This is a genomic window from Caballeronia ptereochthonis (assembly GCF_001545075.1).
Taxonomy (GTDB): Bacteria; Pseudomonadota; Gammaproteobacteria; order Burkholderiales; family Burkholderiaceae; genus Caballeronia; species Caballeronia ptereochthonis.
Genome location: NZ_FCOB02000020.1, coordinates 75,881 through 97,839, shown reverse-complemented (window position 1 = coordinate 97,839; position 21,959 = coordinate 75,881). Strand labels below are relative to the sequence as shown.

Here is a 21,959-nt window from a genome sequence, read left to right as displayed (position 1 = left end):
GCCACACCATGAAACTGAAGAACATGCTTTCGGCCGCAAGCCTCGGCATCGCGATGATCTGTGCCGTCATGCCCGGCGCCGCTGCCGCGCAAGACTCGAACGTGCTGAACGTCGCGACCGACGCCACCTTCCCGCCGATGGAATTCGTCGACAAGGGCCAGCGCACCGGCTTCGACATCGACATCATGAACGCGCTCGCGAAGGCGATGGGCAAGCAGATCCAGTGGACCGACATCGACTTCAAGGGGCTGATTCCGGGCCTCGTCGCGCATCGCTTCGACGCGGCGATCTCGGGCATCTACATCACGCCGGAGCGCTCGCAGGTCGTCGACTTCACGCAGTCGTACTTCGCGGGCGGCCTGTCCGCGCTCGTCAAGGCGGATTCGCCGATCAAGACGCTCGCCGATCTCAACGGCAAGAGGGTGACCGTGCAGGTCGGCACGAAGTCGGTGAACTTCCTGCGCGACAACTATCCGCAGGTGCAGCGCGTGGAAGTGGAAAAGAATCAGGAGATGTTCGATCTCGTGGGCATCGGCCGCGCGGATGCCGCCGTGACCGGCAAGCCCGCCGCGTATCAGTTCGTGCGCACACGCCCCGGTTTTCGCGTGCTCGACAAGGAGCTGACGACGGAGGCGTACGGCATTGCGGTGCGCAAGGACGAGCCGCAATTGCGCGATCAGATGAACGCCGCGCTCGCGAAGATCAAGGCGGACGGCACATATGACGCGATCGTGAAGAAGTGGTTCAGCGCGAGCGCCAGCACCACCGCGAACGCGAAGTAATCCGGCGGACCTGACCCATGCAACTCGACTTCACGCCGGCCCTCGCCGGTTGGGCCGATATCGCGCACGGCGCGCTGGTCACGGTGGAAGTGACCGCCGCCGCGCTCGTGCTCTCGTGCCTGCTCGGGCTACTGATCGGCATCGGCCGGCTTTCGCCGCAGCGGCGCTTCATCTATGGCTTCTGCACCGGGTATCTGATCTTCTTTCGCGGCACGCCGCTGCTCGTGCAACTGTTCCTGCTGTTCTTCGGCTTGCCGCAGTTCAACATCCTCCTGCCCGCGTTCGTGTGCGGCATGCTCGGGCTCGGGCTATATTCCGCGGCGTATGTATCGGAGATCGTGCGTGGCGCGATTCAGTCGGTGGATCGCGGACAGATGGAAGCGGCGCGTTCCATCGGCATGTCGGCGGGACAGGCCATGCGCGCGATCATTCTTCCGCAGGCCATCGTGCGCATGATTCCGCCGCTCGGCAACGAGTTCATCGCGTTGATCAAGAACTCGGCGCTCGTGTCGCTTTTGACGATTCACGATCTCATGCACGAAGGACAGAAGATCATCAGCGTGTCGTACCGGTCGCTGGAGGTGTATCTCGTCATCGCGCTCGTCTATCTCGTCCTCACGCAGACGACCAACTACATTCTTCATCGCGTCGAGCGACGGCTGCGCGCAGGAGGCATGGTGCAATGAACAGCGCTCAACCCATCGTCCGCATTCGCGAACTCACGAAGTCGTTCGGTACGCATCGCGTGTTGAACGGCATCGACTTCGATATTCAGCCAAGCCAGGTCGTCGTCGTGATCGGCCCGAGCGGTTCGGGCAAGAGCACGTTTCTGCGCTGCTGCAACGGACTCGAACAGCCGGAGCGCGGCACGATCGATATTTGCGGGCATCGGCTCGTCGATCACGGCACGATGCTCAAGGAACGCGCGCTCAATGCGCTGCGCACCGAAGTGGGCATGGTGTTTCAGTCCTTCAACCTGTTTCCTCACCTGTCGGTGCTGCATAACATCACGGTCGGCCCGCGCATGTTGCGCGGTGTGTCCAAAGCCGATGCCGAAGCGGCCGCGCTCGCGTTGCTGAAGAAAGTCGGTCTGGAGCACAAGGCGCATGCGATGCCCGCGAGCCTGTCGGGCGGCCAGAAGCAGCGCGTCGCGATCGCACGCGCACTGGCAATGGAGCCGCGCGTCATGCTCTTTGACGAACCCACGTCCGCGCTCGATCCCGAACTCGTCGGTGAAGTGCTGCAGGTGATGAAGCTGCTCGCATCCGAAGGCATGACGATGCTCGTCGTCACCCACGAAATGGGCTTCGCGAAGGAAGTGGCGGATGTCGTCGTCGTGATGGACGGCGGCGAGATCGTCGAGGCGGGCCCGCCCGCGCATATTTTCGCGACGCCGACGCAGCCGCGCACGCGCTCGTTCCTGCAAGCGGTGTTGTCGCGGGCATGAACGTTTCCCTGATACGTGGCATCGACCTCGCGGCGTCGCCGTGGAAGAACGGCGGCGGCATCACGCGTGAAGTCGCGACGCGCGCGCATGCGTGGCGCGTGAGCATTGCGGACATCGATCGGCCAGGGCCGTTTTCGCGCTTCGACGGCATCGACCGCGTGCTGGTGCTGCTCGACGGCGCGGGCTTGATGCTCGACGAGCATGCCGTCATGCATGCGTTCGACGTCGCGAGATTCACGGGCGAATCGTCGATCGAGGCGCGTCTGACGGACGGCCCGGTGCGCGTGTTCAATCTGATGACGCATCGCGGCGCCGCGCGCGCTTCGATCGATTTCCGGCGCGCGCCGGCGAGTCGCATCGTCGATGCGGAAACCGTGCTGTTGCATTGCGCGCAAGGCTCGCTCGATGTGCGCGTCGGTCAGGCGCGCGTCACGTTGACGAAGATGGACACGGTGCGCGTCGATGCGGCGAACGACGTCGAAGTGGAGATACAAGGCGACGGCATGCTGTTGTGCGCGTCGCTGGATACCGAAAATCAGTCATGAATTCAGATACGAAAGCGCTTTTCGCCGCGCACGCGCTGCTGCCCGACGGCTGGCGCACCGACGTGCTGCTCGAATGGAACGACGCGGGCACGCTCGTCGCCGTCACGCCGGATGTGCGCGCCGCGCCCGCGAACGTCGCGCACGCCGCGGGGCCGGTCATCCCCGGCATGCCGAACCTGCACTCGCACGCGTTCCAGCGCGCGATGGCCGGTCTCACCGAATATCGCGCGAATCCCACGGACAGCTTCTGGAGCTGGCGCGAACTGATGTACCGCTTCGCCTCGCGCATCACGCCCGATACGCTCGGCGCCATCGCGCGCTGGCTCTATGTCGAGATGCTCAAGGCGGGCTACACGTCCGTGTGCGAGTTCCATTACGTGCATCACGCGGCGGGTGGCAGGCGCCATGCGAATCCGGCCGAGCTCGCCCAGCGCGTCGTGGATGCGGCGAGCGAGACCGGCATCGGCATGACGATGCTGCCGGTGCTCTATCAATACAGCGGCTTCGACGCGCAGCCGCCGCGCGACGATCAGCGCCGCTTCATCAACACGACCGGCGAATTCCTCGATCTTCTGAGTGCATTGCGCGATGCGCGTCCCGAGCACGGCGCGCTGCGTTACGGCGTTGCGCCCCATTCGCTGCGCGCGGTGTCGGAGACTTCGCTGCGCACGCTGATCGAGGGGCTCGACGCGATGTCTCCCGGCGCGCCGGTTCATATCCACATTGCGGAGCAGACGGCCGAAGTGGAGGCATCCATCGCGGCGCTGGGCGCACGGCCCGTGCAATGGCTGCTCGATCACTTCGACGTGAGCGCGCGCTGGTGCCTCGTGCATGCGACGCATGTCGACGAGACGGAAACGGGCGCGCTTGCGAAAAGCGGCGCGATTGCGGGCCTGTGCCTCACGACCGAAGCGAATCTCGGCGACGGCATTTTCCCCGTGATGGACTATCTCGACGCGCAGGGTGCGTTCGGCATCGGCTCGGACAGTCATATCGGCGTAGACTGGCGCGCGGAGCTGCGCCTGCTCGAATACGGCCAGCGGCTCGTGCGGCGTCAGCGCAACGTGCTTGCGTCACAACGAACGGCGCATGTCGCCGACCGGCTTTTTCACGGCGCGCTCCAAGGCGGCGCGCGCGCGACGGGCCGCGCGGTCGGTGCGCTCGAAGAAGGCGCGCGCGCGGACTGGATCGTGCTCGACGCCGGGCATCCGAATCTCGCGGAGCAGACGAGCGCGACGTGGCTCTCGTCCGTCGTATTCTGCGAACATGGCGAAACACCCGTGTGCGATGTAATCGTAGGCGGCGAGCGCGTGGTCCATGACCGCCGCCATCGTGATGAAGCGCGGCATTATGCGGACTATCGCAAGGCGCTGTCGCAGCTTCTCGCCAACGCCTGAACGCAAGCATTCATCCGGATGAAAGCACCATGAACGATCTCTTCTCACTCGAACGCGGCGATGCACCGCTGATGATTTCGATTCCGCACCTTGGCACGCACATTCCCGATTCCTTGCGCGGCCAGTACACGGACATCGCGCTGACGGTCGCGGATACCGACTGGCATCTCGACCGCCTCTATGCATTCGCCAGATCGCTGGGCGCGACGATTCTCGGCGCGCGCGTCTCACGCTACGTGATCGATCTGAACCGGCCCTCGAACGACGAAAGTCTTTATCCCGGACAGACGACCACTTCGCTGTGCCCGACCGAAACGTTTCGCGGCGCGCCGCTGTATCGCGATGGCTGCGCGCCCGATGCCGCCGAGCGCAACCGGCGCGTGGCGACATACTGGCAGCCGTATCACGACACCTTGCGCGACGAGTTGAAGCGGCTGCGCGCCCAGCACCGGAACGTGCTGCTGTGGGAAGCGCATTCGATCGCGAGCGTGCTGCCGCGTCTTTTCGAGGGCAAGCTGCCGGATCTGAACATCGGCACGCAGGACGGCCGCACGGCGGCGCCGTCCGTGCAGGAAGCGGTGCAGCGCGCGGCCGCGGCGGGTCCGTTCACGTGGATCGCGAACGGCCGCTTCAAGGGCGGCTTCATCACAAGGCACTTCGGCGCGCCGCACGACGGCGTGCATGCGGTGCAACTGGAGATGTGCCAATCGACCTACATGAGCGAGGACGCCCCGTTCGACTATCTGCCCGATGTCGCGCAAAAGATCGAACCCGTGGTGCGCGACATGGTGAGCGGTGCGCTCGAGGCGATCGTCGCGCTGAACAGGCCGGTCTGAGGCGCGTCGGCCGTTCATCCCATTCTCGACGGCTCTTGGTCCCCCCTTGCCACGCGTGGAATAGACGACCGTTTCCGGCGCGTAAGGTACGCGCTCTAAAAAGCGATATCGCCACAGACGCATGGTTGTCGATTTGCATGCGAATCGTTCGTCGTATCTACGGACCGATCGGGTCCGTCGATCTGGAGAACACCATGCGCAAGCTCACTGTTTCCGCCTTCGTCAGTCTGGATGGTGTAATTCAATCCCCTGGCGGGCCTCGAGAAGATCCCGGCGGCGACTTCCGCCTCGGCGGCTGGATCGTTCCCTATGCCGATGAAGCCATTGGCCAATACTTGCAGGATCTGCTCTCGCAGCCGTTCGAGCTGCTGCTGGGGCGCCGCACCTACGACATATTCGCGGCGTATTGGCCGCGCGTACCGCCCGATTCGCACAGCCGTTCCATCGCCGACCCGTTCAACCGCGTACCCAAGCACGTGGCCACGCATCGATCCGGTGATCTCGACTGGCAGAACAGTCATGCGCTGACGGGCAATCTCGTCGACGCGATACGCGTGCTCAAACGTCAGGACGGCGCCAATCTTTTGACGTTCGGCAGCGGCGACATGGTGCGCCAGTTGCTCGTAGCCGGCCTGGTGGACGAGCTTCGGCTTCTGATCTACCCCGTCATGCTTGGGCGCGGCAAGCGCTTGTTCGGCGACGACGCACTGGCGTCCGCCTTCACTCTGGCTCACGCCACCAGCACGCCTCGCGGCGTGCTCATCACCCGCTACATGCGCAATGGCGAGGTGCGCACAGGAACGTTCGAGGAAGTCGATTGACGATCCATGCAGCAGGAGCATGCATTCGGGCGTGCGCTCCCCGGGCGCGAATTGCAGCCTGGCAGATCATTCAAGCCGAACTCGTTTGGCGGGTCGGATCGAGACAGCACGGGTCCTCGAAACCGCGCTCATAACGCAAGAACCCTTCCGACCCCTGAGCACGCCAGAGGCCAAACCTGGTAGGAAATATCGGCCTGAAGCGCGGGAAGGTCCGTGCAATCGCATTCGATCGTGCATTCCAGCGTAAACCTCAGCCCGGCGATCTCGGCGCGTGCCCACTTGAGCGTCGCGTCGAGACGAATGCAGGAGTTCACCGGCACCGGCGCGAGGAACCGCAGTCTGTCGATGCCGCATTGCCGGCTCAATCCCACGTCCTCGAGCAGGAAGACGTCGTGCAGCATCGGCGGAACCATCGCGAGAATCAGGCTGTTCTGCGCGATGGTCGTTCCGTAAGGACCGCGCGCGGCTTCATCCGGGTCCACGCTCAGCGCGTCCCGGTCGTCCGTCGCCGCGGCGAACGCGTCGATGGTCGGCTGTCCGATCTCGACCCAGCCGCTCTTGCCGAGATGAAAGCCCGCGTACGCCCTGATTCCGTCGATACCTCTCAGCAGGATCGGCACCTTGTTCCCCTGGTCTCTCAGTCTGCGAACAATTCACCGTTGGCCTCTCCGAGAACCGGAGCGGCGCGCGTGGGCCTGAGCAGTTCGCCGTTGATGCGCGCCGGATAACGGATCGCGCGCAGTCGGCCGGCGCTGCTTTCCAGTTCGACGTACAGTTCGTTGTGACGCACCTGTGGATCGCGCAAATGATCCGACGGCTCGTTCACCGGGCCGGCCGGCACGTCGAGTTCCCGAAAGCGCGCGAGCCACTCGGCCGTCGTCCGCTCCCGCAACGGCGCTGCGATACGCTCGAAGAACGCATGCGTCATCGCCTTTCTGTCGGCGATACGCTTCAATTCCTCCTTCCATTCCGGGTGGCCGAGCGCCTCCAGTGTGCGGCTCAACTGCTTGCCCGACACGGGCGACAGCACCATGTAGCCGTCCTGGGTCGCGAGCACCGGCTGCGGCGCGAGCGTGCAGGGCGCGTCGTCGTCGAGGTAGGTCCGGTTATGGAACATGTCGGGGAAGTTGAAGTACGAGAGCATGTCGAGCATGGACGTTTCCAGGTGCACGGGCTTGCCGGTGCGATCACGCTCGCGCAGTCCCGCCAGCGCCATCTGCGCGGCGAAGATCGCGGCGACCTTGTCCGCGAGGAACGAGTTCGTCGCGCGCGGCGCACCGCCCGCCGCCTCATAGCTCAGCAGACCCGTGCGGCCCTGGATCAGCGCATCGAACGCCGGCTCTTTCGCGAGTTCGCCATCCGCGCCGTAACCCGTGATCGACAGCTGCACGAGCCGCGGATTGAGCTCGCTCAACTGCCCGAAGCCGAGCCCGAGCGAAGCCGAAACATGCGGGCGCCAGTTCTCGATATACAGGTCCGCGTCCACGAGAAGCGATCTGAAATGCTCGAGATCCTTCGGCGACTTGAGATCGAGCACGACGCTGCGCTTGCCGCGATTCGAATTCGTCCAGACCGTGCCGACGCCTTCCCAGCTGTGCCCGAAGTTGCGATATGGATCGCCCGTCGGCGGCTCGACCTTGATGACGTCCGCGCCGAGGTCGGCCAGCATTTGCGCGCAGAACGGGCCGGAGATGTAGCTGCACGCCTCGACGACCTTGCAGCCCTCGAGCGGGCGCGCATTGGCGGATGAATTCATGAAACCTGCTCCTCATTGCGATGTGGATGAATGGCGCGAGCGCGCAGCGCGGCGAGCGCGAGCACGGTGTCGAGCGTCGGCGTGGCTTCGCCCGCGAGCCGCGCGACGGCGCGCAGCGAGCGAACCAGCGGCTCCAGTTCGAGCGGCCGTCCGGCGTCGAGATCCTGCAGCATCGACATCTTGTGATGCCGCGCGCTCAAGGTCGTGGCGATGCGCTGCTCCGGCTGCGGCCCGATCGTGAGCGCGAGGCGCGCGGCGAGCGCATCCGCTTCGCGCATCATCGTTCCGACGAGCGGCACGATGCCCGGCGCATCGCTCATTTCGCCGAGCGTGGCCTCGGTGAGAAGCGCAACGGGATTCCAGCAGAGGCTGTTGACGAACTTGGTCCAGATGGCCGCGCGGATGTCGCCGCTCACCTTCGATGGAATCCCGCTTTCGCTCAAGAGCGCGGCGAGCCGCGTGACGCGCTCCGACGTCCCACCGCCGAGTTCGCCGACCGGACAGCCCGCTTTCTCGCCGTCCTGCGCGATCACGCCGGGCTCGACGACATGCGCGCCGATCCAGTGCACGCAGCCGAGCACCTGCGCGGGCGGCAGCGCGCGCCATTGCCGGCCGCCGGGGTCGATGTCATCGAGTTGCCGTCCGTCGAACGGGCCGCGCGTGCCATGAAAAAAATAATAAGGAATCCCGGTGGTCGGCGGAAGGACTGCCGTTTGCTCGTCCATCAGCACGGCGATGTCATCGAGCGCCGCGTCGAACTGATGCGCCTTCAGTGTGACGAACACATAGTCCTGCTTGCCCAGCGCACGCGCATCGGCCACCGCCTTCACGCGTGCTTCGATCAGGCCTGCGGGCGTGCGCACCCGCAGGCCTCGCGCGCGGATGGCCTCGAGCGTGGCGCCGCGCGCGACCACACTTACTTCACATTGCCCCGCTCGCGCGAGGTGCGCCGCGATATGGCCGCCGATCGCGCCGCCGCCAAAAATGCAGACCTTCAGCATGTCGATTCCGCTCGTCGAATTGCGTTGTGTGAGCAGAAGATAAGGCGCGCGCGCGCCGCGTGGCAAATACGAAAAAACGATGGTTCAAGCGGATCGCTCGATGGTTCGCCAGGCCGCCTGCGACGGCGCCCTGCGGCACGTCTTGCGATAGGACGCGGGCGGCTTGCCGACGATGCGCGCGAATGCGGTGCAGAACGCGCTGTCCGAGAGATAGCCGATGGACAGCGCGATATCGCTGATCGGGCGATCGCTGTTGATGAGCGCATCCTTCGCGAGCGCGATGCGCCAGTTCGACAGATACGTCGCCGGCGCGACGCCCACGCGTTCGACGAAGCGCCGCGCGAACACGGCACGCGACATGCCGGCATGTTTCGCGAGCGCATCCACGGTCCAGTGGCGCGCGACCTCCGCATGCATGCGCTGCAGCGCGAGCGCGATCTGCGGATCGGCCATGCCGCTCAGCCAGCCGGTGCGCTGCCCTTCGATCTGCAGCATGGGCCGGCGCAGCACTTCGACCAGCATGATCTCGACGAGGCGGCTCATCACGAGATCGCGCCCCGGCTGCTCGCACACCGCCTCCTCGCCGATCAGCTCCAGCACGCGCGTGAGACGGCCCGCCTCCTCATCCGATGCGCGCACGTAGATCTGCTGCGGCAGCAGATCGGCGAGCAGCGCCGCATGCTCGGGATCGGTCTGGAAATGCCCGCCGATGAGACGCATCGGCGCGCCCCGAACGGTATCGTCCCAGCGCAGGTAGTCTTCCTGGCGCGCGCGGCGCCGCAGCGCGTCGAGCCTGGGCATGACGTCCAGGTCGCTCGTGAGGCAGTAGCACGTCTTGCCCGCGAGCAGGAAATAATCGCCCTGGCGCATGAGGCGCGGCTCCCCTTCGTCCGGAACGAACCAGCAATGGCCGATCACCACGAGACAGAAGCGCGGCGTCTCCCGATACGGCACGCGCATGCCCCAGCGGCCGCCGGCATCGACCGTTCGCCACAGGACGGTCTGCGGGCGCATCAGCCGGACGATGTCGGTCAGGAGGTCCATGGCGAGCCTGTTCTAGACGATTCGTAAAGAAATCGAGATGATTCATTATGGATCATCTCGATGCGTTTGGATAAGGTAGGCGGACAAACAAGGCCCGCCGCCGTGTCTGGCGAGCGGGGGGCGCCTTCGGCCGCGGCGCGTCCTGCGCGGCCGAAAGCGCACGACGCTGGAGACACGTATGAACAGGCTCAAGGACCGCCTCGTGATCGTCACGGGCGCGGCGCAAGGCATGGGACGGGCCATCGCCATCGAGGCGGCGCGCGAAGGCGCGGCGTGGGTCACCCTCGCTGACCTCCAGCAGGAGAACGGTGAAGCGGCCGCGCGCGCCGTGCGCGAGGCAGGCGCGCAGGCGCGCTTCGTCCGGACCGATCTTTCCCAAAGCGACTCGATTCGCCACATGATCGACGAGACCGCGCGACTCGCGGGCGGCATCGACGTGCTGGTGAACAACGCCGGCGTCACCGACGACGGGCTCACGGGCCGCGCGCCGTCGGTCGAGGACCTTCCCGAGGCCGTCTGGGACACGGTGATGAACGTGAACCTCAAGGCGATGTGGCTCGCGACGAAGTTCGCGGCGCCGTGGCTGCGCAAGTCCCCGCGCAGTCCCGCGATCGTCAATGCGGCCTCGGTGGCGAGCAGCGTCGCGTATCCCGGCCTGCCCGCCTATGTCGCGAGCAAGGGCGGCGTCGTGATGCTGACCAAGGCCACGGCCGTCGATCTGGCGGACGCCGGCATCCGCTGCAACGCCTATGTGCCCGGCGCGATCGACACGCCCATGCTCGCCCGCAGCCTCGAGCACGCCGCCGACCGCGAGCAGGCGCAAAAGCGCCTCTACGGCACGCATCTGATCCGGCGCCTCGGCCAGCCCGAGGAAGTCGCGCGCCTCGTCTGCTTTCTCGCATCGGAGGAAGCTTCGTTCTGCACCGGCAGCACCTTCAACGTCGACGCAGGCACGCTCGCCTGGCGCGGCGCGCACTGAAAGGAGCACCGCGATGAACATGCGCCAGCTGCAATACTTTCTCGCCGTCGCGGCGGAGCTCAACTTCACGCGCGCATCGGAGCGCGTGAACATTGCGCAGCCCGCGCTCTCCGCGCAGATCATCGCGCTGGAGGAGGAGCTCGGCACGCCGCTCTTCACGCGCGAGAAGCGCAAGGTGATGCTCACGCCGGCGGGCGACATTCTCGTCGAGCATGCGCAGCGCGTACTCAACACGGCATCGGCGGCAATCGCGGCGGTGCGTGCGTCCGGGCGCGGCGCGAAGGCGCATCTGATGGTCGGCGCGATCTACACGGCCATCTATTGCTTCCTGCCGAACACGCTGCGCCTCTTCAAGGCGCTCGCCCCGAACTCCGACGTGAGCCTTCAGGAGATGACGATCTCCCAGCAGATCGCCGCGCTCAAGGAAGGCGCGATCGAAGTGGGTCTCGTGCGCGGACACATCTACGATCCGAGCATCGTGACGGAGCTGCTCTACCGCGAGCTGCTGGTGGTCGCGGTGCCGGCGGGCAGCGAGTACGACACACCGGGCGCGGTCGCGCTGAAGGATCTCGCGACCTGGCCGCTCATCGCGGTGGCGCGCGGCAACGCCACCGAGCGCGGCTATGGCGACCGCATCCTCGACATCTTCGAGGACGAGAACCGCAAGCCCACCATCGCGCGCGAGGCCTACGACATGCATACCTCGGCGTGCCTCGTCGCGGCCGGCATGGGCGTGGCGGTCGTGCCCGCCATCATGCAGCTGATGAAGCCGCTCGGCATCGCCTACCGTCCGCTCGACGCGGAGACGCCCGCCGTATCGCTCTCGCTCGCGTGGCACCGCGACCGCGTGCCGCCGCTGCTCGAAATGTGGCGCGAGGCGGCCCGCGAGAACGCCGGAGCCTTGATGGCCCAGCATCCCGAGCTCTTTCTCCATGCCTCCCGGCAGGCGAGCCTCGCACCGCCCGCGCCGCTCGCGCTGCAAGCCTGAGCGGCACGGGCGAGCCGCGATCACCACGTCACCGGCAACGTCTGCAAGCCCTGCACGAAGTGATCGCCCTTGCTGCGGATTTCCTCCGCCGGCACGGCGAACCGGAGTTCCGGCAAACGCTCGAAGAGCGTGCCGAACACCACCTGCAACTCGACGCGCGCGAGCGGCTGGCCGAGGCACTGATGCACGCCATAGCTGAACGCGACGTGATGATCCACCTTGCGGGTGATATCGAACTTGTCCGGCTCGGGAAACGCCTTCGCGTCGTGATTGGCGCCCGCGATGAGCGCGATCACGCCTTCGCCGCGTCGAACGAGCTGCCCTGCCACTTCCACGTCCTCGCGCGCGACGCGAAACGCGTTGTAATGAACGATGGTGTGAAAGCGCAGCATCTCCTCCACCGCGTTGCGCAGCAGGGCGGGCTCGGCGCGCAGGCGCGCGAGCTGGTCCGAATTGGTGAGAAAGCTGTATACGCCGAGCGCCATCTGGTTTGCCGTCGTCTCGTGGCCCGCCATCAGCAGCAGCTCCGCCATGATGACGAGCTCGCGATGCGTCAGATGCCCCGGCCGCACCTGCTCGACGATCAGCCGGCTCAGCAGATCGTCGCGCTTCTCCGCATCCTTCGAGCGTTCGGTGATGAGCGCGTCGAGATAGGCGAGCATGCGCTCCGACGCGGCCTTCGGCACCTCCGGACCGACATCGAGCAGCACCTTCAGACGGCTCTGCTCCTGAAAGAAGCCGTGATCCTTGCGCGGCACGTCGAGCAGCCAGGCGATCACCTCCGAGGTGAGCGGCAGGAACAGGTCTTCCACGAGATTCGCGGGCGGACCCTTGGCGATGAGCTCGTCGAGCAGCCGGTTGAAGATCGTGTCGATCATCGGCCGCATCGCCGTGACCTTCTTCACCATGAACTCCTTCGTCAGCATGCGGCGGAAATGCCCATGCTGCGGCGGGTCCATGCGGATGAACGCGGGCTCCAGTTCGAGCACGGCATTGCGCGCTTCCGACAGGCTCGGAAAGCCGGGCACCGATGGATCGCCGCTGAAGCGATTGTCGGCCAGCACGGCGCGCACGTCGTCATAGCGCGTGAAGAGCCACGCGTCACGGCCGTCCCACATCCGCACCTTCACCGGGCCATCCTGCTGCTGGAACTCGCGATACTCGCGCGGCGGCACGAACGGGCATTGCCGCGCGATCGGAAACGCGGCGCGCGCCGCATCTCCGCCAAATGGACATTGAGACATGTTTTCCCCCCGTCACAGGCAAGCGCGGCTCAGAGTCCGCCGTTCACGTCGAGCGTCGCGCCCGTCACATAACGCGCGTCGTCGCTGACGAGAAAGCCCACCGCCGCCGCGATTTCCTCGGGCTCGGCGGCGCGCTGGAGGCCGGAGCTCGCAATCAGCCTGTCGCGGATTTCCTTCGGCACCTTCTCGCCCATCGCCGTGTTGATCGTGCCCGGCGACACCGCCGCCACGCGGATGCCATGCGGCCCGAGCGGCTTGGCGAGGCTCTTCGTCAGATTGACGACCGCGGCCTTCGAGCCGCCGTAATCGGTCACGCCGCTGCCGGTCGTCGCGACGATCGACGCGAGATTCACGATCACCCCGCCGCCGCCCGCCGCGATGAGCCGCTTCGCGACTTCCTGGCTCAGGAAGAACGGCGCGCGGGTGTTCACGCCGTAGGTGAAGTCGTAATCGTCCGGCGTGATGTCGAGGAAGGTCTTGCCGTGCCACACGCCCGCGTTGTTGACGAGCACGCGGATCGTGCCGTGCTCTTCATCGATGGCGGCGACGGCGGCCCTGATCTGCCCGTAATCGGTGACGTCGCACCGGCGATAGGCGAAGTCGCCCTTGCCCGTCTCACCGACATCGAGCCCGACGACGGCATAGCCGCGCCCGCTCAAATTCTTGCAGATAGCCTGACCCGTGAGGCCATTGCATCCGGTCACGACTGCCACTGGCTTGTTCATGAATCCGTTCTCCTGTATGAATGTTCGTTCGATGTTCGTCTCTTGGTCATGCAACGCACGCGCTACGCCTGCGGCACCGCGACGACGAGCCCGTCGAGCGCGTCGGTCACTTCGATCTGGCAGGCGAGCCTGCGCGCGCCCACCGCGGCGCCCGCCGCGCACAGCATGTCGCGCTCGATCTCACATGCTTCGCCGACGGCCTCGAGCCACGCGGCATCCACGCTCACCTCGCACGTCGCGCAACTGCACGAGCCGCCGCACTCCGCGGCGATCCCTTCGACGAAGTGATCCACCGCGCCCTGCATCACCGAGCTGCCGAGCGGCACGTCGGCGTCTATCGCGCGTCCGTCTGCCTGCACGTATCGGATCATCGGCATGTTTCTCTCCCTGTCATGTCGTTCCCAGAACCGGCGCGGTCCTGAAGAGCATCTTCAAATCGAAATCCTGGTCGGCGAGCGCCTCGCGCGGCGCGTCGATGCGCTCCGCGACGAGCCGCTTGCTCGCCATGAAATCCTGCGGACGGTTCACGCAATCCGCCGCGACGAGCCGGCCGTCCTTCAGGTAGAACGCGCTGAACCGCCGCCCGCTGTCAGCCTCGCCGCGCATCACGATCTCGTCATAGCCCGCGTTGAGGCCCGCGGTCTGCAGCTTCACGTCGTACTGATCCGACCAGAACCACGGCAACGTGCGATACGGCTTCTCCTTGCCGCACAGCGCGGCGGCGGCGCTCCTGGCCTGCTCCGTCGCGTTCGGCACGGATTCGAGCCGCACCTGCCCGTACCACGGCGACGGATGCATCGCGCAATCGCCTGCCGCGACGATGTCGGCATCCGACGTGCGCGCGCATTCGTCCACGCGCACGCCGTCACCGATCGCAAGGCCTGCCGCCGCCGCCAACTCGACATTCGGCACCACGCCGATGCCGACGATCACGAGATCGGCGTCGAGCGAAGCGTCGTCGCAGATCACGCGTTTCACGTCACCGCCATCGCCTGTGAAGCCGCACACCGCGACGCCCGCGCGAATCTCGACGCCCTCTTCCCGATGCACGCGTTCGAAGAACGCGGACACCTGCGGCGCGCTCACCCGCGCGAGCACGCGCGGCGCCGACTCGAGCACCGTCACGTGCATGCCGAGCGTCCTGAGCGCGGCCGCCGTTTCGAGTCCGATATAGCCGCCGCCGACGATCACCGCGCGCCCCCCGGCGCGAACCCGCGCGCGAATCCCGTCGATGTCGCCGATGCCGCGCAGCGTGTGCACGCCCGGGAGGCGCGCGCCCGGCCAGTCGACGGTGCGCACGCGCGCGCCGGTGCAGAGCGCGAGCTTGTCCCAGGCGAGCCGCTCGCCGCCCGCGAGCGTGACCGTCTTCGCGGCGCGGTCGATCGACGCGACGCGCTCGCCGAGCCGGAACTCGATGCCGAGGCGCGCGTAGGCGTCGGCCGTGCGGATCAGCAAGTCGTCCGCGTGCTTCTCGCCGAGCAGATACGCCTTGGAAAGCGGTGGCCGGTGATACGGCAGATGCGCTTCCTCGCCGATCACGACGATGCGCCCCGTCCAGCCTTCCTGGCGCAGAAGCGGCGCGAGCTGGGCGGCCGCATGGCTCGCGCCGACGACGATGCAGGTCCCGTTCATGACGCCTCGCGTTCCTCTTCCCGCGCGGCCCAGGCGGGCCACGCCGCGCCATCGGCGCCCAGAACCGCGCCCGTGTGCTCGCCGAGCAAAGGCGGTGCGAGCCGGATCTGCGTCGGCGTGCCGGAAAATTTCAGCGGATTGTTGATGACCCTGAACGCGCCGCCTTTCGGGTGATGCAGCGTGCGCAACAGATTCTCGACGACATGCGGATCGCTGAACACTTCGGGCCAGGTCCGCACCGCGCCGTAGATGGCGCCCGCGCCCGAGAGCGCCGCTTCCCAGTGCGCGAGGTCGCGGCTCGCGAACACGCGCGCGAGACTCTCGTCCACGAGGGCGCGGTTCGCGAGGCGCGCGGCCTTGGTCGCGTAGCGCGGGTCGGTCTTCCACTCGCTCGTGCCGAGCGCGTCGCAAAGGATCTGCCAGAACTTGTCGTTGATCGTGATGATCATGACCTGCCGGCCATCGGCGGTCGTGTAGGTGTTGTTGGGCACGATGTCCCAATGCTGGTTGCCCATGCGCGTCGGCGTGACGCCCGTCAGATCGAAATAGACGTCGCGCGGCACCTGGCTGAAGATGCTGGCGTCGAGCATCGAGAGATCGACGCGCTGGCCCTCGCCCGTGCGCTCGCGGGCCTGCAGCGCCACCAGAATGCCGATGGTCGCGATGAGCGCGGTCACGAGATCCGAGAACGGAAAGCCCGTCTTAAGCGGCCCGGACGTTTCGGTGCCGGTCACCTGCATCACGCCCGACACGGCCTGAATCACCATGTCGAGCGCGGGCCGATTGCTGTCCGGCCCGCTGCGCCCGAAGCCCGAGATCGAGCAATAGACGAGACGCGGGTTGATCGCCCTCAGCGCGTCGTAGCCGAGCCCGGCGCGCTCGGTCAGCCCGGGCCGGAAATTCTCGACGAGCACGTCCGCCTCGGCCGCGAGCGCGCGCGCCGACGCGCGCCCTTCTTCGGTCTTGAGATCGAGCACGACGCTCCGCTTGTTGCGGTTGACGCCGAGAAAGAACGCGCCGTCGCCGCCGAGCGTGGTCTCGCCCGAACGCCGGAACGGATCGCCATCCGGCTGCTCGACTTTCAGCACGTCCGCGCCGGAATCGCCGAGCATCATCGTGGCGAACGGCCCGGTCATCATCTGCGTGAAGTCGAGCACCTTGAGGCCGCCGAGCGCCGCCTTGTCCACCGTGCTCATGCTCGCTCCTTCTTCACGTAGAAGTCTTCGCGATCGTGGTTCGACGCGCGCACGCCCTTGTCGCGGCGCTGCTTCATGAAGTTGAATTCGTCGGCCTCGTAGCGCACGTTGGTCGCGAGTGAATGCAGCACGTGACCGTAGGAAAACTGGCTCGTGATGCCGAGCGAATCCATCGCGAGGCTGGTCGCGGCCTTGCCCATCACGATGCCGTCGCGCGGCAGGCGCACGATGCGCTCGGCCCACTCCTCGCCCGCGTCGACGAGCGAGGCGAGCGGCACGACCTTGTTCACGAGACCGTTGGCGAGGCACGTCTGCGCGTCCCACACGTCGGCCATGAGGAGAAGTTCGCGCGCCTTGCGCGGGCCCATCGTCATCATCTCCCAGGCCGCGAAGTACGCCGCGCCCGAGAGGCCCAGCTTCTGCTCCGGATGCCCCATCTTCGCGGTATCGGCGGCGATCACGAGATCCGAGCCTTCCGCCAGATACAGCCCGCCGCCGAGGCAATAGCCCTTCACGAGCGAGAGCGTCGGCTTCAGGAACTTGAAGACGCGCTCGAAGCGCTCGAGATAGCGCTTGTCGTGCAGCAGGCGTGCGCGCTGGCTCGGCTTGCGCGGGCGGCCCTTGTCGTCGTAGGTGGTTTCGCCGTACTCGTGGCCGACTTCCGCGAGATCGTGGCCGGTGCTGAAGTCGTCGCCCGCGCCCTGCAGCACGACCACGCGCACGTCGTCGTCGCGCTCCGCCTCGTCGTAGCACTGCATGAGCTGATCGAACATCGCGTTGGTGAACGCGTTCTTCTTCTCGGGCCGGTTGAAGGTGATGTACGCGCGGCCGTCGCGGGCCAGGTAATCGACGCTGCCTGTCATGTGCGTGTCTCCTTGATGATGGTTCGAAGAGGCGTGGGCCTCAGACGTTGAGGTTGACGGCGACGGCCTTGACCTCGGTATAGAGCTCGATCGCCTCGAAGCCGCGCTCGCGGCCCCAGCCCGATTGCTTGTAGCCGCCATACGGCAGCGCGGCATCCGGCGACGACAGCGCGTTCACGTTGACGATGCCCGCGTGCAGGCGGCGCGCGGTCCTGTGCGCGGTGGCGAGATCGCTCGTCCAGATGCTCGCGGCGAGGCCGTAGGTCGTGCCGTTGGCGGCGGCGGCGATGCTGTCGAGATCGTCGTCGTCGGAGAACTTCATCGCGCACAGCACGGGGCCGAAGATCTCCTCGTCGTGCACGCGCATGCCGGGCCTGACGTTCGTGAGCACGGTCGGCCGCACGAAGAAGCCGCGCTCCTGGTCGGCGGCGCCGCCGGCGAAGAGCGTGGCGCCCTCGATCTCTCCGCTCGAGATGTAGCCGGTCACGCGGGCGAGCTGGCGTTGCGAGATCACCGGCCCCATCTCGGTGCCGGCGTCGAGGCCGTGGCCGAGCTTCATGCCGTTGGCGCGCTTCGCAATCGCGTCGAGCACCTGATCGAACGCGCGCTCGTGCACGTAAAGCCGCGAGCCGGCCGCGCAGATCTGCCCCGCATGAAAGAAGATCGACGAGCAGACGCCCGCCGCCGCCGCTTCGAGATTCGCATCCGGAAAGACGATCACGGGCGACTTGCCGCCGAGCTCCAGCGACACGCGCTTGAGATTGCCGCTCGCCGCGTGCAGGATGCGCCGCCCCGTCTCGCCGGAGCCGGTAAAGGCCACCTTGTCGACGCGCGGATGCGCCGCGAGCGCCGCGCCGACCGGATCGCCGAAGCCGGTGACGATATTGAGGACGCCCGGCGGCACGCCGGCTTCGAGCGCGAGCTCGCCGAGCCGCAATGCCGTAAGCGGCGTCTGCTCCGAGGGCTTCATCACGATCGTGCAGCCCGCCGCGAGCGCCGGCGCGATCTTCCACATCGCCATGTTCAGCGGAAAATTCCACGGGATGATCTGCGCGACCACGCCGACCGGCTCGCGCAGCGTGTAGGCGTGCCACTCGCCCGCGAGCGAGACGGCCGGCGTCTCGCCGCCGATCTTCGTGGCCCAGCCCGCCATGTAGCGCAGCATCTCCGCGATGCCCGGCACATCGACGTTGCGGCATGCCGGCAACGGCTTGCCGCTGTTGATCGATTCCAGCTGCGCGAGCTCGTCGGCGTGCGCTTCGATCAGCTCGGCGAAGCGCAGCATGATGCGCGTGCGCGCCGCGGGCGTGGTCTTGCTCCACAGTCCAGCGAACGCGCGGCGTGCGGCGTCGACCGCGCGGTCCACGTCGGTGGCCGAGCCTTCGGCGGCCGTGGCGATCACTTCGCCGGTCGCCGGATCGAGGATCTCGGTGCGCTGGCCGGAATCGGACTCGGCCGCGTGGCCGTCGATCAGCAACAGGTGCTCGCGCCCGAGAAAGGCGCGCGCGGCCTCGCCCAGCGCGGGATGAAATGTTCTCGTCATGTCCATGAGAAATCCTTTTTCGTGAGTGCGGGCATCAGCGGCCGATCAGTTGCCGCGCGATGATGACCCGGTGAATCTCGTTGGTGCCTTCAAGAATCTGGTTGAGCTTCGCGTCGCGCATGAAGCGCTCGACCGGATACTCCGTCGAGTAGCCGTAGGCGCCATGCACCTGCACCGCCTCGAGCGCGACTTCCATCGCGACGTCGGTCACGAAGCACTTGACCATCGAGGAGAGCAGCGTGAGGCGCGCGGTGTCGCCCGCATCGATCTCCTGCGTGCTCGAATAGAGCAGCGTGCGCGCGGCTTCGACCTTCATCGCCATGTCGGCGAGCTTGAACTGGATGGCCTGGAAATCCGCGATGCGCCTGCCGAACTGACGCCGGTCCTTCGCATAGTTAAGCGATTCCTCGAGCGCCGCCTGTGCGAGCCCGAGCGAGGACGCCGCGACCGAAGGCCGGTTCAGATCGAGAATCCTCATGCACGCCTTGAAGCCGCTGCCTTCCTCGCCGAGCAGGCAGTCCGCGTCGATGCGCATGTTCTCGAAGAACACCTGATACGTGGGCGAGCCGTGGCGGCCCATCTTCGTTTCCTTGCGGCCGATCCTGACGCCGGGCGTTTTCGTATCGACGAGAAACACGCTGATGCCGTCGTGCCCGCGTCCTACCGACGTGCGCGCGAAGAGGAGCATGTAGTTCGCCTGCGCGGCCCACGTGATCCAGCTCTTCTGGCCGTTGATCACATACGAATCGCCGTCGCGCCTCGCGGTCGTGCGGATCGCGGAGACGTCCGAGCCCGCTTCAGGCTCGGTGATCGCCACCGCCGACAACGTGCGCCCGTGCGCCGCTTCCGGCAGATAGCGCGCCTTCTGCGCCTCGGTGCCGAAATGCAGAAGCGGAAGGATGAGACCGATCGAATTGTTCGCGCACAACGTGGACGCGGCGAGCGACACGCGGCCGATCTCTTCCTTCGCGATGCACACCGAGGTCAGATCGCCGCCCGGGCCGCCGTATTCTTCCGGCACCCACATCTGCAGCAGCCCGAGATCGCCGAATACGGCGACGAGCTCCTCGGGAAAGCGCTTCGTTTCCTCCATCTCCGCCACGAGCGGACGCACCTGCTCTTCGGCCACCCTGCGCACCATGTCGCGCAGCATGTCCTGCTCTTCGGTGAACTTCATCGACTAGTCCTCGTGCCGCGATCTTGTTTCGTCATGCGAAATACCATGCGTGCGCCCGCGCATCCGGTTCGTGTCGAGCGGCTAGGCGGCGCGCTCCAGCGAGGAAGCGTCCGAAGCGGTCGAATAGACCCCGCGCACCGTGTCGACGAGCGTCTCCACGTCTTTGGGCAGCGCGTCGCCGCGCCAAGCGACATGACCGTCCGGGCGCACCAGCACGAGCTTTCTCGCATAGAGCACGCGCGCTTCCTCGTTGCCGATGTCCGCCACCGTCAGCGGTACGCCCCGGGCACGGGCCGCGTCGTCGAGCGCGGCGACGTCGATGGACGGATCGAAGCGCACGAGCACGAAGCCGCGGCCGAACAGATCGAGCGTCGAGCGCTCCGGCGCGAGCCATACATGCGGCGCGCGATGCCCGGGCCGCGCGGTCTGCTCGTAGGTGTTGACCGTGTCGTCCGGCTCCGGCGTGCCGTCGGGCGCGATGATCGGCGAGCCTTCGTAGCGAAAGCCCAGGTGAATGCCGATCGTGTACCACTCGCGCTTCATCATCTGCGTGTAGGCGTCGCCGAAGATCTTGCGCGCGCGCTCGCCGTCGGGGCCCGGCTCGAAGACCGTCTGATTCAGGTTCTGGCGCGGCGTGAGCATCAGCTTGAGATTGCTGGTCGCCTCGTTGACGTTGCGGATTGCCACCGGCCTGCGCTCGAACTCGTACGTGTCGATCAGATGCGCGCCGCCCCAGCCTTCGACCATCGCCTGCAGCTTCCAGCCGAGATCGACCGCATCCTGAATGCCCATGTTCATGCCGAAACCGCCCGTGGGCGACGTGAGATGCGCGGCGTCCCCGGCGATCTTCACGCGCGCCGTGCCGTAGCTGTCGGCGACCAGCTGGCGGCGGATCCACGGCATCACGGAGACGATGCGAAAGCTGAAATCGTCGCGCCCGACGGCGCGGTGGAATGCGGCCGAGACCTCGTCCCCGGTGAGCGTGACGAGCTTGCCGTCACCGACGATCGAGAAGCGCCACCAGTTGCGCCCGTTGATCGCGACGAGCGTGCTCCAGGTCCCTTCCGGTCCGATGAAGATATAGCGATAGCCCGGCTCCTTGTCGTGCAGCGCCTCGAGCCCCTCGCATTCGATGATCGCGTTGGTCGTGTAGGTCAGCGCGGGCGTGCCGCTCATCGTGATGCCCAGTGCCTGCTTCACGCTGCTGGCGCCGCCGTCGCAGCCCACGAGATACTGGCATTCGATGAGATCTTCCGCGCCCGTCTTCAGATCTCGCACGCGCACCGCGACACCGTCCGCGCGCTCCTCGTGGCCGAGGTATTCGGTCTCGTAGCGAATCGTCACGTTGCCCGTGCTGCGCGCGAAGCGCGTGAGCACCGGATCGAAGAAATTCTGCGGGCAGCGCTCGCGCTTCTGCGGGCTTTGCGGCGGCTTCGCTTCGTCGCGCACGGTCGGGAAGCGTTCGCGGCCGAACTCGTATCCACCGTGCAGCTGCGACACCCATGCGTAGTCCTGCGGATAGTCGCGGTTATAGCCCGCGTTCTCCACGTCCGTCGCGATACCCCAGCGCCGGCAGAATTCCATCGTACGAATGCCGACCATGTCCATCTTGGGCTGGAAGACTTCGCCGTCGCTCTTCTCGATCAGCACGCACGGCACGCCGCGCCAGCCGAGATCGCCGGCGAGCGCCAGGCCGATCGGCCCCGCGCCGACCACCACCACCGGCGTGCGACTCACTGAACTCATCTGCGCCATAGTCTCGATGCTCCTCTTGGCTCCATCCGGGCAATTGCGTCGTCTCATGCGACGCGACACGGACTCACTGTAGCGACAGGGCGCACCGCCTGACCAATACTGTTTGCGAAGGTTTCTAGAAGTTATTCCTCTGGCTCGTTCTTCAAGTTCTTCCTCTAACAGGATCGGAAAATCGTATTGGCGTGAATCCGCGCACCGTGTCTATCCTGTCGTCGCGCGTCATCCAAG

The 21,959-nt window shown here is 66.4% G+C and carries 22 protein-coding genes; 9 read left to right on the top strand and 13 right to left on the bottom strand.

The features are described 5' to 3' along the window. Nucleotides 1-8: 8 nt before the first annotated feature. The 7 genes from AWB83_RS21380 to AWB83_RS21350 all read left to right on the top strand — a co-directional run bounded on the left by AWB83_RS21380 (nucleotide 9) and on the right by AWB83_RS21350 (nucleotide 5,828). Nucleotides 9-782, top strand: a complete 774-nt coding sequence (locus tag AWB83_RS21380) for a transporter substrate-binding domain-containing protein (RefSeq protein WP_087047615.1) — start codon at nucleotides 9-11, stop codon at nucleotides 780-782. Between the two features lie 17 nt (nucleotides 783-799). Then, entirely contained in the window at nucleotides 800-1,468 is a 669-nt protein-coding gene (locus AWB83_RS21375; protein WP_087047614.1) for an amino acid ABC transporter permease, read from the top strand. Next, nucleotides 1,465-2,229 (top strand): amino acid ABC transporter ATP-binding protein, encoded by a 765-nt coding sequence (locus AWB83_RS21370; RefSeq protein ID WP_087047613.1) that lies wholly within the window; start codon nucleotides 1,465-1,467, stop codon nucleotides 2,227-2,229. The genes AWB83_RS21375 and AWB83_RS21370 overlap by 4 nt, the downstream gene beginning before the upstream one ends. Further along, on the top strand, nucleotides 2,226-2,774 hold the full coding sequence (locus AWB83_RS21365; RefSeq protein ID WP_087047612.1) for a HutD/Ves family protein: 549 nt from the start codon (nucleotides 2,226-2,228) through the stop codon (nucleotides 2,772-2,774). Before AWB83_RS21370 ends, AWB83_RS21365 begins: the two co-directional genes overlap by 4 nt. Beyond that, nucleotides 2,771-4,171 (top strand): formimidoylglutamate deiminase, encoded by a 1,401-nt coding sequence (locus AWB83_RS21360; RefSeq protein ID WP_087047611.1) that lies wholly within the window; start codon nucleotides 2,771-2,773, stop codon nucleotides 4,169-4,171. Before AWB83_RS21365 ends, AWB83_RS21360 begins: the two co-directional genes overlap by 4 nt. A 29-nt stretch (nucleotides 4,172-4,200) precedes the next feature. Continuing rightward, complete coding sequence (hutG, locus tag AWB83_RS21355; RefSeq protein WP_087047610.1) at nucleotides 4,201-5,007, top strand: N-formylglutamate deformylase; 807 nt, start codon at nucleotides 4,201-4,203, stop codon at nucleotides 5,005-5,007. Nucleotides 5,008-5,201: 194 nt separating this feature from the next. Next, nucleotides 5,202-5,828 carry a dihydrofolate reductase family protein gene (locus tag AWB83_RS21350; protein WP_087047674.1) on the top strand — a complete coding sequence of 209 codons (627 nt, stop codon included), beginning with the start codon at nucleotides 5,202-5,204 and terminating at the stop codon, nucleotides 5,826-5,828. 128 nt (nucleotides 5,829-5,956) lie between these two features. Here AWB83_RS21350 and AWB83_RS21345 read toward each other — a convergent pair whose 3' ends face one another. From AWB83_RS21345 to AWB83_RS21330, 4 genes are all read right to left on the bottom strand, one after another. Continuing rightward, entirely contained in the window at nucleotides 5,957-6,448 is a 492-nt protein-coding gene (locus AWB83_RS21345) for a MaoC/PaaZ C-terminal domain-containing protein (RefSeq protein ID WP_159463071.1), read from the bottom strand. 17 nt (nucleotides 6,449-6,465) lie between these two features. Next, nucleotides 6,466-7,584, bottom strand: a complete 1,119-nt coding sequence (locus AWB83_RS21340) for a CaiB/BaiF CoA transferase family protein (protein ID WP_087047608.1) — start codon at nucleotides 7,582-7,584, stop codon at nucleotides 6,466-6,468. Next, nucleotides 7,581-8,585, bottom strand: a complete 1,005-nt coding sequence (locus tag AWB83_RS21335; protein ID WP_087047673.1) for a ketopantoate reductase family protein — start codon at nucleotides 8,583-8,585, stop codon at nucleotides 7,581-7,583. The genes AWB83_RS21340 and AWB83_RS21335 overlap by 4 nt, the downstream gene beginning before the upstream one ends. Before the next feature lie 84 nt (nucleotides 8,586-8,669). Then, nucleotides 8,670-9,629, bottom strand: a complete 960-nt coding sequence (locus AWB83_RS21330) for an AraC family transcriptional regulator (RefSeq protein WP_087047607.1) — start codon at nucleotides 9,627-9,629, stop codon at nucleotides 8,670-8,672. A 178-nt stretch (nucleotides 9,630-9,807) separates the two neighbouring features. On the opposite strand from AWB83_RS21330, the gene AWB83_RS21325 reads away from it, so the two are divergent. Beyond that, nucleotides 9,808-10,608: an SDR family NAD(P)-dependent oxidoreductase gene (locus AWB83_RS21325; RefSeq protein WP_087047606.1), complete on the top strand. Its 801-nt coding sequence runs from the start codon at nucleotides 9,808-9,810 to the stop codon at nucleotides 10,606-10,608. Between the two features lie 13 nt (nucleotides 10,609-10,621). Further along, nucleotides 10,622-11,596 carry a LysR substrate-binding domain-containing protein gene (locus AWB83_RS21320; RefSeq protein WP_087047605.1) on the top strand — a complete coding sequence of 325 codons (975 nt, stop codon included), beginning with the start codon at nucleotides 10,622-10,624 and terminating at the stop codon, nucleotides 11,594-11,596. 20 nt (nucleotides 11,597-11,616) lie between these two features. Here the strand turns inward: AWB83_RS21320 and AWB83_RS21315 are convergent, their stop codons facing one another. The 9 genes from AWB83_RS21315 to AWB83_RS21275 all read right to left on the bottom strand — a co-directional run bounded on the left by AWB83_RS21315 (nucleotide 11,617) and on the right by AWB83_RS21275 (nucleotide 21,722). Then, nucleotides 11,617-12,840: a cytochrome P450 gene (locus tag AWB83_RS21315; protein ID WP_087047604.1), complete on the bottom strand. Its 1,224-nt coding sequence runs from the start codon at nucleotides 12,838-12,840 to the stop codon at nucleotides 11,617-11,619. A 29-nt stretch (nucleotides 12,841-12,869) separates the two neighbouring features. Beyond that, nucleotides 12,870-13,565: an SDR family NAD(P)-dependent oxidoreductase gene (locus AWB83_RS21310; protein WP_087047603.1), complete on the bottom strand. Its 696-nt coding sequence runs from the start codon at nucleotides 13,563-13,565 to the stop codon at nucleotides 12,870-12,872. 62 nt (nucleotides 13,566-13,627) lie between these two features. After that, nucleotides 13,628-13,942: a 2Fe-2S iron-sulfur cluster-binding family protein gene (locus AWB83_RS21305; protein ID WP_087047602.1), complete on the bottom strand. Its 315-nt coding sequence runs from the start codon at nucleotides 13,940-13,942 to the stop codon at nucleotides 13,628-13,630. Between the two features lie 13 nt (nucleotides 13,943-13,955). Continuing rightward, entirely contained in the window at nucleotides 13,956-15,197 is a 1,242-nt protein-coding gene (locus AWB83_RS21300) for an NAD(P)/FAD-dependent oxidoreductase (RefSeq protein WP_087047601.1), read from the bottom strand. Next, the gene (locus tag AWB83_RS21295; protein WP_087047600.1) at nucleotides 15,194-16,393 is read right to left on the bottom strand and encodes a CaiB/BaiF CoA transferase family protein; all 1,200 of its coding nucleotides are present in this window, start codon (nucleotides 16,391-16,393) and stop codon (nucleotides 15,194-15,196) included. Before AWB83_RS21295 ends, AWB83_RS21300 begins: the two co-directional genes overlap by 4 nt. Further along, nucleotides 16,390-17,256, bottom strand: coding sequence for an enoyl-CoA hydratase/isomerase family protein (locus AWB83_RS21290; RefSeq protein WP_087047599.1), 867 nt, complete (start codon nucleotides 17,254-17,256; stop codon nucleotides 16,390-16,392). Before AWB83_RS21290 ends, AWB83_RS21295 begins: the two co-directional genes overlap by 4 nt. Nucleotides 17,257-17,296: 40 nt before the next feature. Beyond that, complete coding sequence (locus AWB83_RS21285) at nucleotides 17,297-18,799, bottom strand: aldehyde dehydrogenase family protein (RefSeq protein WP_087047672.1); 1,503 nt, start codon at nucleotides 18,797-18,799, stop codon at nucleotides 17,297-17,299. 34 nt (nucleotides 18,800-18,833) lie between these two features. Next, a complete protein-coding gene (locus AWB83_RS21280; protein ID WP_087047598.1) occupies nucleotides 18,834-19,976 on the bottom strand; it encodes an acyl-CoA dehydrogenase family protein in 1,143 nt (380 codons plus the stop codon). Between the two features lie 81 nt (nucleotides 19,977-20,057). Continuing rightward, entirely contained in the window at nucleotides 20,058-21,722 is a 1,665-nt protein-coding gene (locus AWB83_RS21275) for an FAD-dependent oxidoreductase (protein WP_244197833.1), read from the bottom strand. Nucleotides 21,723-21,959 lie beyond the last annotated feature (237 nt).

Excerpts from the sequence above, each read along its gene's own strand:
- AWB83_RS21275 (WP_244197833.1), bottom strand. The coding sequence starts at position 21,722 with ATGAGTTCAGTGAGTCGCACGCCGGTGGTGGTGGTCGGCGCGGGGCCG.
- AWB83_RS21310 (WP_087047603.1), bottom strand. The coding sequence starts at position 13,565 with ATGAACAAGCCAGTGGCAGTCGTGACCGGATGCAATGGCCTCACGGGT.
- AWB83_RS21280 (WP_087047598.1), bottom strand. The coding sequence starts at position 19,976 with ATGAAGTTCACCGAAGAGCAGGACATGCTGCGCGACATGGTGCGCAGG.
- AWB83_RS21340 (WP_087047608.1), bottom strand. The coding sequence starts at position 7,584 with ATGAATTCATCCGCCAATGCGCGCCCGCTCGAGGGCTGCAAGGTCGTC.
- AWB83_RS21305 (WP_087047602.1), bottom strand. The coding sequence starts at position 13,942 with ATGCCGATGATCCGATACGTGCAGGCAGACGGACGCGCGATAGACGCC.
- AWB83_RS21300 (WP_087047601.1), bottom strand. The coding sequence starts at position 15,197 with ATGAACGGGACCTGCATCGTCGTCGGCGCGAGCCATGCGGCCGCCCAG.
- AWB83_RS21370 (WP_087047613.1), top strand. The coding sequence starts at position 1,465 with ATGAACAGCGCTCAACCCATCGTCCGCATTCGCGAACTCACGAAGTCG.
- AWB83_RS21375 (WP_087047614.1), top strand. The coding sequence starts at position 800 with ATGCAACTCGACTTCACGCCGGCCCTCGCCGGTTGGGCCGATATCGCG.
- AWB83_RS21290 (WP_087047599.1), bottom strand. The coding sequence starts at position 17,256 with ATGACAGGCAGCGTCGATTACCTGGCCCGCGACGGCCGCGCGTACATC.
- AWB83_RS21365 (WP_087047612.1), top strand. The coding sequence starts at position 2,226 with ATGAACGTTTCCCTGATACGTGGCATCGACCTCGCGGCGTCGCCGTGG.
- AWB83_RS21360 (WP_087047611.1), top strand. The coding sequence starts at position 2,771 with ATGAATTCAGATACGAAAGCGCTTTTCGCCGCGCACGCGCTGCTGCCC.
- AWB83_RS21325 (WP_087047606.1), top strand. The coding sequence starts at position 9,808 with ATGAACAGGCTCAAGGACCGCCTCGTGATCGTCACGGGCGCGGCGCAA.
- AWB83_RS21350 (WP_087047674.1), top strand. The coding sequence starts at position 5,202 with ATGCGCAAGCTCACTGTTTCCGCCTTCGTCAGTCTGGATGGTGTAATT.
- AWB83_RS21295 (WP_087047600.1), bottom strand. The coding sequence starts at position 16,393 with ATGAGCACGGTGGACAAGGCGGCGCTCGGCGGCCTCAAGGTGCTCGAC.
- AWB83_RS21285 (WP_087047672.1), bottom strand. The coding sequence starts at position 18,799 with ATGACGAGAACATTTCATCCCGCGCTGGGCGAGGCCGCGCGCGCCTTT.
- AWB83_RS21380 (WP_087047615.1), top strand. The coding sequence starts at position 9 with ATGAAACTGAAGAACATGCTTTCGGCCGCAAGCCTCGGCATCGCGATG.
- AWB83_RS21335 (WP_087047673.1), bottom strand. The coding sequence starts at position 8,585 with ATGCTGAAGGTCTGCATTTTTGGCGGCGGCGCGATCGGCGGCCATATC.
- AWB83_RS21330 (WP_087047607.1), bottom strand. The coding sequence starts at position 9,629 with ATGGACCTCCTGACCGACATCGTCCGGCTGATGCGCCCGCAGACCGTC.
- hutG (WP_087047610.1), top strand. The coding sequence starts at position 4,201 with ATGAACGATCTCTTCTCACTCGAACGCGGCGATGCACCGCTGATGATT.
- AWB83_RS21315 (WP_087047604.1), bottom strand. The coding sequence starts at position 12,840 with ATGTCTCAATGTCCATTTGGCGGAGATGCGGCGCGCGCCGCGTTTCCG.
- AWB83_RS21320 (WP_087047605.1), top strand. The coding sequence starts at position 10,622 with ATGAACATGCGCCAGCTGCAATACTTTCTCGCCGTCGCGGCGGAGCTC.